At 68.5% G+C, this 12616-nt stretch carries 13 protein-coding genes; 6 read left to right on the plus strand and 7 right to left on the minus strand.

The features are described from left to right. Window positions 1-176: 176 nt before the first annotated feature. The 5 genes from GGQ96_RS03330 to GGQ96_RS03350 all read left to right on the plus strand — a co-directional run bounded on the left by GGQ96_RS03330 (window position 177) and on the right by GGQ96_RS03350 (window position 4881). Window positions 177-1694 (plus strand): beta strand repeat-containing protein, encoded by a 1518-nt coding sequence (locus tag GGQ96_RS03330; RefSeq protein WP_184111478.1) that lies wholly within the window; start codon window positions 177-179, stop codon window positions 1692-1694. Window positions 1695-1776: 82 nt separating this feature from the next. Beyond that, complete coding sequence (locus GGQ96_RS03335) at window positions 1777-2133, plus strand: hypothetical protein (RefSeq protein WP_184111480.1); 357 nt, start codon at window positions 1777-1779, stop codon at window positions 2131-2133. Next, window positions 2130-2840, plus strand: a complete 711-nt coding sequence (locus GGQ96_RS03340) for a C39 family peptidase (protein WP_184111482.1) — start codon at window positions 2130-2132, stop codon at window positions 2838-2840. Before GGQ96_RS03335 ends, GGQ96_RS03340 begins: the two co-directional genes overlap by 4 nt. A gap of 2 nt (window positions 2841-2842) precedes the next feature. Continuing rightward, a complete protein-coding gene (locus tag GGQ96_RS03345; RefSeq protein ID WP_184111484.1) occupies window positions 2843-3568 on the plus strand; it encodes a hypothetical protein in 726 nt (241 codons plus the stop codon). After that, window positions 3565-4881 carry a transporter gene (locus tag GGQ96_RS03350; RefSeq protein WP_184111486.1) on the plus strand — a complete coding sequence of 439 codons (1317 nt, stop codon included), beginning with the start codon at window positions 3565-3567 and terminating at the stop codon, window positions 4879-4881. The genes GGQ96_RS03345 and GGQ96_RS03350 overlap by 4 nt, the downstream gene beginning before the upstream one ends. Window position 4882: 1 nt before the next feature. On the opposite strand, the gene GGQ96_RS03355 is transcribed toward GGQ96_RS03350, so the two are convergent. The 5 genes from GGQ96_RS03355 to murA all read right to left on the minus strand — a co-directional run bounded on the left by GGQ96_RS03355 (window position 4883) and on the right by murA (window position 10187). After that, on the minus strand, window positions 4883-5149 hold the full coding sequence (locus tag GGQ96_RS03355; protein ID WP_184111488.1) for a hypothetical protein: 267 nt from the start codon (window positions 5147-5149) through the stop codon (window positions 4883-4885). Window positions 5150-5219: 70 nt separating this feature from the next. Then, window positions 5220-7052: a glycoside hydrolase family 15 protein gene (locus GGQ96_RS03360; protein ID WP_184111489.1), complete on the minus strand. Its 1833-nt coding sequence runs from the start codon at window positions 7050-7052 to the stop codon at window positions 5220-5222. Then, window positions 7045-7854, minus strand: coding sequence for a glucose 1-dehydrogenase (locus GGQ96_RS03365; protein ID WP_184111491.1), 810 nt, complete (start codon window positions 7852-7854; stop codon window positions 7045-7047). The genes GGQ96_RS03360 and GGQ96_RS03365 overlap by 8 nt, the downstream gene beginning before the upstream one ends. Before the next feature lie 216 nt (window positions 7855-8070). Continuing rightward, entirely contained in the window at window positions 8071-8838 is a 768-nt protein-coding gene (locus GGQ96_RS03370) for a hypothetical protein (RefSeq protein ID WP_184111493.1), read from the minus strand. A 65-nt stretch (window positions 8839-8903) separates the two neighbouring features. Beyond that, window positions 8904-10187 (minus strand): UDP-N-acetylglucosamine 1-carboxyvinyltransferase, encoded by a 1284-nt coding sequence (gene murA, locus GGQ96_RS03375; RefSeq protein ID WP_184111495.1) that lies wholly within the window; start codon window positions 10185-10187, stop codon window positions 8904-8906. 130 nt (window positions 10188-10317) lie between these two features. Here murA and GGQ96_RS03380 point away from each other — a divergent pair, with 130 nt between their 5' ends. Further along, complete coding sequence (locus tag GGQ96_RS03380) at window positions 10318-11043, plus strand: Crp/Fnr family transcriptional regulator (RefSeq protein WP_343058905.1); 726 nt, start codon at window positions 10318-10320, stop codon at window positions 11041-11043. A gap of 206 nt (window positions 11044-11249) precedes the next feature. On the opposite strand, the gene clpS is transcribed toward GGQ96_RS03380, so the two are convergent. Continuing rightward, the gene (gene clpS / locus GGQ96_RS03385) at window positions 11250-11582 is read right to left on the minus strand and encodes an ATP-dependent Clp protease adapter ClpS (protein ID WP_125994753.1); all 333 of its coding nucleotides are present in this window, start codon (window positions 11580-11582) and stop codon (window positions 11250-11252) included. 144 nt (window positions 11583-11726) lie between these two features. Next, window positions 11727-12614 (minus strand): phasin family protein, encoded by an 888-nt coding sequence (locus GGQ96_RS03390; RefSeq protein WP_246360019.1) that lies wholly within the window; start codon window positions 12612-12614, stop codon window positions 11727-11729. Window positions 12615-12616 lie beyond the last annotated feature (2 nt).

Genomic DNA, 12616 nt, shown 5'->3' on the forward strand with positions numbered 1-12616 from the left:
GGTCCTCCCCCCATCCGGGGGGAACGATTTCCCCCAGCCGGGTACGCGATTTTCCCCGGCTGGAGGGGGCGGCCGGCCAAGATGAACATCTAGTTAACCACCGGTCCAATGGGACGGGCGATGCATCCTCGGGATCGGGGACACCGCTTCTTGATCCGCAAGAGAGGATAACGGGGATGAAAACGAGCCTGATCATCAGCACTTCGGTCGCGGCGCTGCTCGCCGCCACCGCATCGGTCGCCAGCGCGCAGGACGGCAACAATTCCGCCGGCACCGCGGCCGCCCGCGACGGCAGCCTCGCCACTGGCGACATCGCCGATTCCGGCAACATCGTCACGACCGACAGTTCGAACCGCTCGATCAACGACAGCAACAATCCCGTCACCACCGTCAATACCGACAATTCGATCGCGGACAGCTACAACACCGCCTCGACCTCGACGACGACGAGCAACAGCGACTCGTCGTCGACCGTGGGCGATGTGTCGACCGCGACCAACAGCTCGACGAACGACAGCTATAATGGCGGCAACACCGCCACCAACACCACGACGAACACCGACTCGTCCTCGACGGTCGGCGACATCGCGACCAACAGCTCGACGAACGACAGCTATAACGGCGGCAACACCGCCACCAACACCGCCCAGACCGACAACACCAACAACTCGGTCAACGGCAGCTACAATGGCGGCAACACGACCACCGACAACACGTCGAACACCTCGGTCGCCGACAGCAACAATGGTGGCAACACCTCGACCGTCAACACGACCAATACCAGCACCAACACATCGGTCGCGGACAGCAACAATGGCGGAAACACCAACACCGCGCAAACCGACAACACCAACAATTCGGTGAACGGCAGCTACAACGGCGGCAACACCAGCACGACGAGCAACACCTCGGTCGCCGACAGCAACAATGGCGGCAACACCAGCACCAACACCAGCTACGCCTCCACCACCAACACCAGCACGACGACCAACACCGATGCGTCGTCGACGGTGGGCGACATCGCCACCAACAGCTCGACCAACGACAGCTATAATGGCGGCAACACGTCGCTGGCGAACAGCCAGAACGCGAACAGCTCGACCAACGACAGCAACAACGGCGGCAACACCTCGATCGCCGACAGCCAGAATTCGAACAGCTCGACCAACAGCAGCTACAACGGCGGCAACACCAGCGACAGCTACAACACCGCCACCAACACCACGACCAACAACAACAACCAGACCTACACCACCGACGCTTCGACCAACGACAGCGGCAACACCACGAGCGTCGCCAACAACAATCAGACCTACAACACCGACTCGTCGACCAACGACAGCAACAACACGACGAACAACAACAACCAGACCTACAACACCGACAATTCGTCGCTGGCCTACACCACGACGACGACGGAGACGGCCGGCGACTCGACCGTGTCGCCCAGCAGCACCTTCGCCGACAGCGCGGTGGTCGCCAGTTCGGCGCTGTCCAACTATGTCAGTGGCGTGAAGGTCAGCTTCGCGGGGTCCGCAGGCGAGTCCAGCACCACGGACAACAGCCTGACGACGGGCGACACCGCGTTCCAGAACTTCGCCGGGATGCAGGCGCTCAACCTCAACACCGGGGCCGGCGCGTCGCAGAACGCCAATGTCAGCGTGGCGGTCACGACGGGCGACATTACCCGCTGACCGTCCTGACGGGGCGGGCCGGCGACAGGGGCGGCCCGCCTCGCTTTTTGCCCCAAGTCCTTGTCCAACAGAGGGGATCGTCATGCGCACCATCATCCGCGCCGCCGGACTGGCCATCGGCCTCGCCGCCACGCCCGTCATGGCGCAGGACCAGGAGCCGCAACCGGGCACCGCCTTCACGCAGGGGGTGGCGCTCAGCGAAGCCGATCTCGGCGCCATCGCCGGCCGCGAGGATCGCGGCACCCTGATTGCCCAGGCCGACCAGCGAAACACCGTCCAGAACAATTCGGTCGTCGGCAACTCGGTCACCGGCACCGTCACCATCGATGGACAGGCCTTTTCGAACCTGTCGGGCCTGGCGGTGATCAGCGCCAACAGTGGCAACAATGTCGCGATCAATTCGGCGATGAACGTCGTCATCAACCTGGCGCCGCAATGACGACGGCCCGCACCCTGACGATCCTGGCCCTGGGCCTCGGCGCGGGGGGGTGTGCGGCGCAGATCCGGCCCGCCGATCCGCGCTTCGCGGCGGCGTCCGGGCCGATCGCCGACTATCAGGTCCCGGTCGCCTCGATGCTGGCGCGGAAATTCGCCACCGTGATCCGCCAGCAATATGATTTCAGCTGCGGATCGGCGGCGCTCGCCACGCTGCTGCGCTATCATTACGGCCTGCCCCGGTCGGAGACGGACGTGTTCACCGGCATGTGGCGGCAGGGCGACCAGGCGCAGATCCGCCGCGTCGGCTTCTCGCTGCTCGACATGAAACGCTACCTGGCCGACCACCAGCTTCGCGCCGACGGCTACAAGGTCACGCTCGATGCGATCGCGGGGCGCAGGCTGCCCGGCATCGCTCTGATCACGTTCAAGGGCTATCGCCACTTCGTCGTGGTGAAGGGGATCACCGCCGAGCACGTGCTGCTCGGCGATCCGTCGCTGGGACTGAAGGCGGTGCCGCGCGCGCAGTTCCAGTCGATGTGGAACGGCATTTATTTCGTGCTGACCTCGGCCCCGCAGGTCGGGACCAGCAACTTCAACGGCCCGCGCCAGTGGCAGCCGATCGCCCGCGCGCCGGTCGGCCAGCCCTTTCTCGACCCGCTGAGCGTCCAGGCGCTGACGCTGAGCGCCCCCTTCTACCGGGATTTCTGACCATGCGTCGCCCCTTGCCGCTTGCCGCCCTGCTCGCCCTCGCCGCCGCCGCGCCGCTGCCCGCCCAGGATCTTGGCGAGCCGCTGGCCGATGCGGAACTGGCCACGATCACCGGCAAGTTCATCCTGCCGGGCGGCGGATCGCTGGCCCTGTCGGTGACCAGCGACACGATGCTGAACGGCGCGCTGGTGCTGCGCACGGTGCTGACCGTCGACCAGGGGTCGCGCGTGCAGGTCTATGGCCGATCGGACGGAAGCGCCTCTGCGCCCCCTACCGCCGCCGGCGCGGCTCCGGCGGCGCCGGTGCTGACCAGCGGCGCGTCGGTGCTGTTCGACCGCCGTTCGGGCGCGCAGATCGTGCCGCCCACGGTCAGCACGATCCGCGTCGGCGGCATCGGCGCGGCCGGCGCGGGCGCGGCGGAACCGGGCCTGACGCCGATCGCGGTCGCGGCGGGCGGACCGGCGGTGCGGACGCCCGACGGGCTGGTCTCAGTCGCCACGCTGGCGGGCGGCACCCAGGTGTCGCTGGCCGGCGACCAGATCGGCATCGCCCATCTGGTCGGTCCGACCGTCGCCACCGCGATCCTGAACGCGGGCAACGATCGGACGATCGACACGGTGACGACGATCGGCATCGACCTGCACGACGCCGCCGCGCTGGCGATGGGATCGGCGGCGATGAAAGTCGACGCGCTGGCGGCGGATGCTTCGAGGGGGATGGTGCGTTGACGGCCCGTCGTGGATCTTGGGGCGCGGCGCTGATCGCCGCGACCGCGCTGGTGCCCCCGGCCGCCGCCGCACAGACGCCGCCGACCGGTCTCCGCGCCGAACTGGCCCAGGCGCGGGCCGAGATCGCCGCGCAACGCCGCCAGATCGAACAGCAGGAGGCGCGGCTTCGCGCGCTGGAGGCGCGAATGGGCACCCTCGCCGCCGCGCCGCCGCCCACCCAGCCCGCTGCGGCCGTCGCGCAGGCCAGCGCCGCCGCCACGCCCGGCGATCCGGCGACGATGGTCGCGTCCGTGCCGTCCACCCCGGTCGAGAGCGTCGGCGCGCGGCCGGCGGAGCGCGACCGCCCGCCCGAGGTCGCGGTGCTGGGCAGCGAGGGCAGCGTCGTCACCCGCAAGGGCCAGCTCACCGGCGAGCTCCAGTTCGACTATGCCCGCGCCGACCGCAACCGTGCGCTGTTCCGCGGCATCGAAATCGTCGAGTCGGTGCTGGTCGGCGAGTTCAACATCAACGAGAGCCGCCAGGACATCATCACCGCATCGGCCGCGCTGCGCTATGGCCTGACCGACCGGCTGGAGCTGGGCGTGCGCCTGCCTTTCGTGCAGCGCTGGGACACGTCGGTGCTGGTGCCGGTGCAAGGCAGCACCAACAACGACGCCGCCCGTGAGATCGACAGCTCCACCCAGGGCAACGGCATCGGCGATATCGAGATGTCAGCACGCTACCAGATCCTGACCGGGCGGCGCGGCCTGCCCTATCTGGTCGGCAACCTGCAGGTCGTGGCGCCGACCGGCAGCGATCCGTTCAGCATCCGCCGTCTGGCGACCGGCGAGGCGACCCGGGCGGCCACCGGCGCGGGCTTCTGGGGCGTGTCGCCCAGCGTCACCGCAATCCTGCCCAGCGACCCGGCGGTGCTGTTCGGCACGATCGGCTATACCCGCAATTTCGGCCGCGCCGTCGATACGGTGATCACGCCGGTGCGGATCACCTATGTGAAGCCGGGCGATGCGCTGTCGTTCAGCGCCGGGATCGGCATCGCGCTCAACGAGCGGACCTCGCTCAACCTGGGCTATGCGCACACCTGGGCGTTCGGCACGCGCACCCGCACTTCGCTGCTCGACCCCGGCCCGATGGACCCGGATTTCGTCGAGAGCACGTCGCGCGACCTGCAACTCGGACGGTTGCTGTTCGGCGTGACCTATCGCGCGACTGACCGGGCGAGCATCAACTGGTCGGTCGAGGTCGGCGCGACCGACGACGCCGCCGACGTGCGCAGCGTATTGCGCCTGCCGCTCATCCTGATCATGCCGAAGTGATCTAGCGCGTCCGGCGGCGCAGCATCAGGTAGAGGCCCAGCATCAGCCCGGCCGCCCCGACGATGGTGAGCGCATCGCGCTGCTGCATGAGCGCTACGACCGGATACCAGCCGGCCGGCCCCGCCATGTCGACCGGCATGGTCCAGGCGAACAGGATGATGCCGACGCCCAATCCGGTCAGGAACAGCCCCAGATGCCGACCGGTCCGCGCCAGCGGCGGCAACCGTTCGGGCGGGGGCGGGGAGGATCGAGGATCGGGAGCGGTCATCGTCGAGCCTTTCGATTCACATTCGGTTGGCGGCACAACGCGTGGCCCGGCTTCACCGTTCAACCCGGCATCACGGCTGCCACTCGCCGCCATTGGGGCTGTCGAGCCGCCGATCGAGAAAGTGCGCCGCGCTGATGAACGCCAGATGCGTCAGCGCCTGCGGGAAATTGCCCAGCGGCAGACCGCGCACGTCCAGTTCCTCGGAAAAGAGGCCGAGATGATTGGCATAGGCCAGCCCCTTCTCCATCACCACCTGCGCCTCGCTCAGTCGGCCGGCGCGGGCCAGGCATTCGACATACCAGAAGGTGCAGGTCGTGAACGCCCCCTCGCCCCCCTCCAGCCCGTCGTCGTTGCGATAGCGATAGATCATGCCGTCATCGGCCAGCTCGCGCTTGATCGCGTCGAGGGTCGCGAGCCAGACCGGGTCGGTCGCGGAGACGAAGCGGACCAGCGGCATCATCAGCAAGGCCGCGTCCAGGTGCGTGCCATGTTCGTCCTGAACGAAATAGCCATGCTCCGGATGGCGGAAATTGTCCCACAGGTCGCGCGCGATCCGGTCGCGCAGCCGCGTCCAGCGGGTCAGCGGCACCGGCAGTGACCGCTTGCGCGCCAGCCGAAGCGCGCGGTCCACCGCAACCCAGCACATCAGCCGCGAATGGGTGAGGTGGCGCTCCGCGCCCCGCAGCTCCCAGATACCGGCATCCTTGTCGCGCCAATGCCGGTGGACATGCTCGACCATCGCGGTGATCCGCTCCCAACTCGCATGGCTGGACGCGGTGGCATAGCGGTTGGACAGGTAGACGCTGTCGAGCAGCTCGCCGAAGATATCGAGCTGGCTCTGGTGGCGGGCGGCATTGCCGATCCGCACCGGCCGCGAATGGGCATAGCCGGCAAGATGGTCGAGGACCGACTCGTCCGCCGCCGCGCCGCCGTCCAGCGCGTACATGACGTGCAGATGCCCCGGCCGGTCGTCGTCGATCACCAGCTGGCTCATCCAGCGCCGGAAATGCTCCGCTTCCTCGACATAGCCTAGGCGCAGGAACGCGTAGACGGTGAAAGAGGCGTCGCGGATCCAGGTGGCGCGATAGTCCCAATTGCGTTCCGCTCCCGTCGCTTCGGGAAGGCCGAAGGTGGCGGCGGCGGCGATCGAGCCGTGGCGGTGCGAGGTCAGCAGCTTCAGCGCCAGCGCCGATCGCATCACCTGCTCGCGCCAACGGCCACGATAGGTGGACTTGCGCGACCAGTCCTGCCACGCGTCGATCGTCCGCGTGATGGCATGGTCGACCTGGTCGGCATCGGGCACCGGCTGCTGCGCCTCGCCCAGGACGATCTGTGCCGTCTCGCCAAAGCCGAGCGTAAAGCGCGCGGTCACCTCGCCGTCCCCCAGGATCAGCGGCACCGAGGCGGACAGGCGCATCGATTGCCCGTCCGGCAGTGCGATAGTAATGCCTGGATCGGCCACCTGCATGTCCGGCACGACCCGCGCGTAATCGGGTCGCGGGCGGCAGCGCATCGCAAAGGAGACGGTGCCGCGCGTCACCGTGACCCGGCGGATCAGCGCGCAATGCACCGCGCCGTGCACCTCGGGATGCGGCATCAGGTCGGTCAGCTCGGCGCTGCCATCCTCCGCCAGCCAGCGCGTGACAAGCACATTGGTGTCGGGATGATAGAATTGCAGCGTCCGCGCACCCGCCAGCTCCGGCGCCAGCGTGAATTCGCCGCCCGTATCCGGATCGAGCAGCGCGGCAAAGATCGTCGGGCTGTCGAGATGCGGCCAGCACAGGAAATCGATCGTCCCGTCGCTGGCGACCAAAGCGGCGGTGTCGAGATTGCCGATGATGCCATGTTCGCCGATCGTGCGGCCGGGCACCGGGTTGGGCGACGCGCCCGGCCCCTCACCCATTGTCGCGGAAGCCGGGATAGAGCGTCATGCCGCCATCGACATAAAGAGTGGTGCCGGTGACGTAATCGGCCGCATCCGACACCAGCCAGGCGGCAGCCTCAGCCACGTCGTCGGTGTCGCCGATCCGGCCATAGGGGATCAGCTTGAGCAAAGCGTCGCGCTTGGCGGGATCGCGCCACACATCCTCGTTGATCGGCGTGGCGATGGCGCCGGGCGACAGCGCGTTGACGCGGATGCGATCGGCCGCCACCTCCTGCGCCAACGTCTTGACCATCATCGCGACGCCCCCCTTTGACGCGGCATAATTGATATGCCCGGCCCAGGGGATGACGTCGTGGACCGACGACATGGACAGAATGACCCCAGCGGCGCGGGACGGCCGCCCTTCCGCCGGCTGGCGGCGGAAACGGCGGACCGCCTCGCGGCAGCAGAGAAACTGCCCGGTCAGGTCGACATCGATCACCTTCTGCCAGTCCTCCAGCGACAACTCGGCGACCGGCGCATCCTTTTGCGCGCCCGAATTGGCGACCAGGATGTCGACTCGCCCGAACGCCTCGACGGTGCGGTCGAACAGCGCGGCGACATCCGCTTCCTTCGACACGTCGGCCCGCACCGCGACGGCGCGGCCACCGGCGGCGCGAACCTCTTCCGCGAGCGCCTCGGCTGGCTCGGCTTGCGAGTGATAGTTGATGGTGACGGCCGTGCCGGCCAGGCCCAGGCGGCGCGCCACGGCCTGGCCGATTCCCGAACTGGCGCCGGTGACGATGGCGACGGGGCCCTGGCCCGCGGAGATGTCAGTCATGCCCAGGGAGACGCGCGAGCCCGTCCTGCCGTTCCCCGCCGGGGGAGGGCCGGGGCTTGGCGCACCGCAGACCCTCCCGCGACCATCCCCGCGCCGCGGGGTCCGGCCCGGCGAAGGCAGAGCCTCTGCCCCGTCGACGATCCACGTCCACTTGCTTCCACCCTCGGACACGGCCGCGACGGTGTCGAAGATCTGCCGGCCCTGAGCCGGCCGCGATCAGGACGGCGAGCCCGACCCCGCCACATTGTCGCGACAGGCCTGCCGCTGCTCGACCCGGTCGTCACTGCCCGGCCGACGGATCAGCACCGACAGGCTGCGGCAGCCGCCCTCGGCCGGCCCCGCCACGACGAAGCCGTGATCCAGGCCCCGGGCATCCGACCATTGCTGCAACTGCCCACTCGCGCTCGCCGCCGCGATCGCCTGCGCCATGCTGGACAGCGGTGCGTCCGTGTCGGCTGCGTCCGCGTCGGGCGTCAGCGGCGCGGCGGGCGGGACGACGACCGGGGTCGGAGATGCGCCCGAACCCGGTGTCAGCCGGAGAGGCGACCGGGATATCGGCCGGGGCAGCGGCGCGGCTTCGTCGATCCGCGCGGCAGTCCGCGCCTCGGACCGGTGTCGGGCGAGCGGTGACGCCTCCCCCGCATCGACACGCTCGGCGACCGCCGGCAGGGGCAACGGCACGCTGACCACATAGGCCGGACGCGCCGCCACGCTGCCGGCCTGGACGGCGATGCCGACGATCGTACCCGCGCCGATCGTCGCCAGCATCGCACCCGCCAGCCGGGCGATGCGACGCGGGCGCGGCGTATCGTCCGGCGCGCAGGCATAGGAGGGCGGCGCGATCATTGCCGCGCGGTAATCGACCGTCGACAGGCCGAAACGCAGCGATCCGGCATGGATCGTCCAGCTCCGCTCGCGCCGCTCGAACCGCGTCGCGCCGATCATCCCCGGCCTGTCGTCTTGCGCCATGATCGCGTCCCCCATGGCGTATCCTAACCGGACACGCGCATCTTTCCAGACGCTAATCGCGGCGGGAGGTCAGCACCTGATCAGCCGTCGCCGACCCGCTCGATGTCCGCGCCGACCGCCGACAGTTTCTCCTCCAGTCGCTCGTAACCGCGATCCAGGTGATAGACGCGGCTGACCTGGGTCTCGCCCTCCGCCGCCAAGCCGGCGAGGATCAGGCTCATCGACGCGCGCAAGTCCGTCGCCATCACCTGCGCGCCGGTCAGTTTGGGCACGCCGCGCACCACGGCGGTGCGGCCCTGGACCAGGATGTCCGCGCCCATCCGCGCCAGTTCGGGCACGTGCATGTAGCGGTTCTCGAAGATCGTCTCGGTCAGCACGCTGGCCCCGTCCGCCAGGCAGAGCATCGCCATGAACTGCGCCTGCATGTCGGTGGCGAAGCCCGGGAAGGGCGCGGTCGACAGGTTGATCGGGCCCAGTCGGTCGGCGGCGGCGACGCGGATCGTGTCCTTGCCCGTCTCGACGGTCACGCCCGCGTCGCGCAGCGCCGACAGGGTCGCGCCCATATCCTGCGCATCGACATTGACCAGTTCCAGGTCGCCACCGGTGATCGCGGCGGCGCAGGCATAGCTGCCCGCCTCGATCCGGTCGGGCATCACCGCATAGGTCGCACCGTGCAGCCGGTCGACGCCTTCGATCTCCAGCCGGTCGGTGCCGATCCCCTCGATCCGCGCGCCCATCGCCACCAGGCAGCGGCAGAGGTCGACGATCTCCGGCTCGCGCGCGGCATTCTCGATCACGCTGGGTCCGCGCGCCAGCACAGCGGCCATCACCACATTCTCGGTCGCGCCGACCGACACGACGGGGAAGCGATAGCGCCCGCCGCTCAACCGGCCGCCGGGAGCGGTCGCCTTCACGTAACCGCTGGCCATCTCCAGCTCCGCGCCGATCGCCTCCAGCGCCTTCAAGTGCAGGTCGATCGGGCGGTTGCCGATCGCACAGCCGCCGGGCAGCGACACCCGCGCCTCGCCCGCGCGCGCCAGCACCGGGCCCAGCACCAGGATCGACGCGCGCATTTTGCGCACGATGTCATAGGGCGCCTCGGTCGAGGTCAGCTTGCCGGCGCGGATCGTCATCACCCGGCCGAAATCCTCCGGCCGCGTCCCCTCGATCGCGGTGGAGGCTCCGAGCTGGTTGAGCAGATGGCCGAAGCCGTCGACATCCGCCAGGCGCGGCAGGTTGCGCAGCGTCAGCGGCTCGTCGGTCAGCAGCGCACAGGGCATCAGCGTCAGCGCCGCGTTCTTGGCCCCCGAAATGGGCAGGCGTCCGGTCAGGCGGTGGCCGCCGCGAATGAGAATCCGATCCATCCCCCTCCCCTATCGCGCCCGGCGACGGACGCAAGAGAGTGCCCGTAAGTGTCTCACATGATCGAATTTAATGCGGACTGAGAGCGCTACCGCCAGACGGTTCGCTCGCACTTGGGAGATCAGGGAACACGTGTCGGATCATTGCTTCGCGGACCGCATCGCCACCCTTATCCCCCTGACGGCAGAGGAACAGGCCGCCATCGCCCGGCTGGAGGAGCGCGAACGCCCCATCCGCCGCAACGCCATGGTGATGCGCGAGAATGAACGGTTGACCGAGATGTTCGTGCTGAAGCGCGGGCTGATGATGAGCTACATGATCCTGGACGATGGCAGCCGCCAGATCCTGCGTTTCCATTTCCCGGGCGACCTGATGGGCCTGGCGGGCCTCGCCTTCGCCAAATCGCAGGAGACGATCATGGCCGTGACCGAGTCCGTCGTCTGCCCGTTCGAACGCAGTCATATGGCGGAACTGGTGGCGCGGCATCCGCGCATCGGCATGGCGCTGATGGCGCTCGACCAGATTTCGCGCGTCAATCTCAACGACCGACTGGCGGCGGTCGGCCGCACCTCCGCCAAGGCGCGGGTCGCGGCGCTGCTGCTCGAACTGCGCGCCCGGACCGCGCCCGCCAAGGACGGCAGCTTCACCCCCGGCGTGACTCAGGAAGAGATTGGCGACGCCACCGGCCTGACCGCCGTGCACGTCAACCGGATGCTGCGGCAGCTGGAAGACGAGAAGCTCATCGCGCGCGACAATGGCCGGATCAGCGTAGTCAACGAGCAGCGGCTGATGCGCGCCGGCCAATATATCGACCGGACAGCACGGGTCGACCTGAGCTGGATGCCGCCCGCCGCCTGAATTGGCGGCCTCGGGGTAGTTGCGAATCCTGCCACGCCATCCTGGCGAAAAGACCCGAGCACGAGCGCCCGGCCGTCCCGGCAATGGCGGGAGCCCAATAGGGAAGCGCATGCACGTCGTTCGAACCGCTTTGTACCGGGATCTCGGCCGCCGCCGGCTGGAGGGGGATCAGCGGCATGCTTGATCCCATCAGTAAAGGCTTGCGATCAGGCCTTTTCCAGCGTGCACTGCAGCGGATGCTGGTTCTGGCGGGCGAAGTCGATCACCTGCCCGACCTTTGTCTCCGCCACCTCGTAGGAAAAGATGCCGCACACCCCGACCCCACGCTGGTGGACGTGCAGCATGACACGCGTCGCCTGCTCCATGTCCATGCGGAAGAAACGCTGCAGGCACAGCACGACAAACTCCATCGGAGTATAGTCGTCGTTCAGCATCAGAACGCGATAGGGCGTCGGCTGCTTGGTCTTGCTGCGCGTCTTGGTGGCGACGCCGACACCGGAATCGTCGCCGCCCGCATCATTGTCGCGGCGTTCGGCCATGAGGATATCGCTTCGCATGTCGGCTCGAAATATGGCACTCGACCGGTGATCGGCAAGAGCCGTTGAACAGGAAAAGGGCGATCGCGTCGCCGCGACCGCCCCTTTGCCTCCAGCCACGCCGGCGGACCAGCCGGCGCGATCGGATCAGGCCGAGACCTTCATCTTGTCCGAAGCGACCGCGACGCGGTTCGAGATCGGCTGCGCGACCTCGCCGGCCAGCTTCAGCGTCGCTTCGGTCGACTTGGAGGTCTGCGCGACCATCGCGTCGAACGCCGAGCGGGCGTAATCGGCCTGGAGCTTCATGAACTCGGTCGGCGACTTGACGGTCGACAGCGTCTTCAGCGCCTGGGTCATGCCCTCGAACGACGACTTGGCATAGGCGACCGCGTCCTGGCCCATCGTCTCGAAACCCCGTGCCGCGATGCGCGACGACTCGACGAACGCCTCGACATTGCCCTTGTTGAACTCGGCGATCTCGCCGAACATCTTCTGGCTCTTCTCGACCGCGCCCTGGCTGCGGGCGGTCAGGTCGGCGAACATCGTTTGGGCCTTCTGGGTGGTGTCGTTGGTCACGTCCATGATGCTGTCCTTCGCTGGGATGACGGCCTGGGCGGCCGGGGTTTCGATGATCGGAAATTGTTCAACGGGTGCCGGTGCGGCGGCCACCGGGTCCGGCTGCGCCGAAACGGTCGGTTCCAGAGTCGGCGCGACGACGGGTTCGGGCATCGGCCGGGCCGCGGCGGCCGCCTCGACGGGGGCCGCTTCGACTTCGACCGGAGCCGCCTCGGGCACGGTTTCTACCGGCGAAAGCGCGACTGGCTCGACCTGCAGCACCGCCGCCTCGGCCAGGGTCGAGGCCGCCGTCACTGGCCGGGGGCGCACGACGCGCCGCGCCTTGCCGGACGCGGCCAGCGCAGGCGGGATCGCCGAGACCGGATCCGGAACCACCAGAGCCGAGTCGCTCGGCGCGATCGGCGGCAACACCGCCTCCGGCAATTTCCGTCGTCCCGTCCTGCGTCCACCGGTCGCCATTC

This window comes from Sphingomonas abaci, from assembly GCF_014199625.1.
GTDB classification, from domain to species: Bacteria; Pseudomonadota; Alphaproteobacteria; order Sphingomonadales; family Sphingomonadaceae; genus Sphingomonas; species Sphingomonas abaci.

Coding starts and splice junctions, on each gene's coding strand:
- GGQ96_RS03340 (WP_184111482.1), top strand. CDS start 2,130: ATGACGACGGCCCGCACCCTGACGATCCTGGCCCTGGGCCTCGGCGCG.
- murA (WP_184111495.1), bottom strand. CDS start 10,187: ATGGATCGGATTCTCATTCGCGGCGGCCACCGCCTGACCGGACGCCTG.
- clpS (WP_125994753.1), bottom strand. CDS start 11,582: ATGGCCGAACGCCGCGACAATGATGCGGGCGGCGACGATTCCGGTGTC.
- GGQ96_RS03365 (WP_184111491.1), bottom strand. CDS start 7,854: ATGACTGACATCTCCGCGGGCCAGGGCCCCGTCGCCATCGTCACCGGC.
- GGQ96_RS03330 (WP_184111478.1), top strand. CDS start 177: ATGAAAACGAGCCTGATCATCAGCACTTCGGTCGCGGCGCTGCTCGCC.
- GGQ96_RS03335 (WP_184111480.1), top strand. CDS start 1,777: ATGCGCACCATCATCCGCGCCGCCGGACTGGCCATCGGCCTCGCCGCC.
- GGQ96_RS03390 (WP_246360019.1), bottom strand. CDS start 12,614: ATGGCGACCGGTGGACGCAGGACGGGACGACGGAAATTGCCGGAGGCG.
- GGQ96_RS03345 (WP_184111484.1), top strand. CDS start 2,843: ATGCGTCGCCCCTTGCCGCTTGCCGCCCTGCTCGCCCTCGCCGCCGCC.
- GGQ96_RS03370 (WP_184111493.1), bottom strand. CDS start 8,838: ATGGGGGACGCGATCATGGCGCAAGACGACAGGCCGGGGATGATCGGC.
- GGQ96_RS03360 (WP_184111489.1), bottom strand. CDS start 7,052: ATGGGTGAGGGGCCGGGCGCGTCGCCCAACCCGGTGCCCGGCCGCACG.
- GGQ96_RS03355 (WP_184111488.1), bottom strand. CDS start 5,149: ATGACCGCTCCCGATCCTCGATCCTCCCCGCCCCCGCCCGAACGGTTG.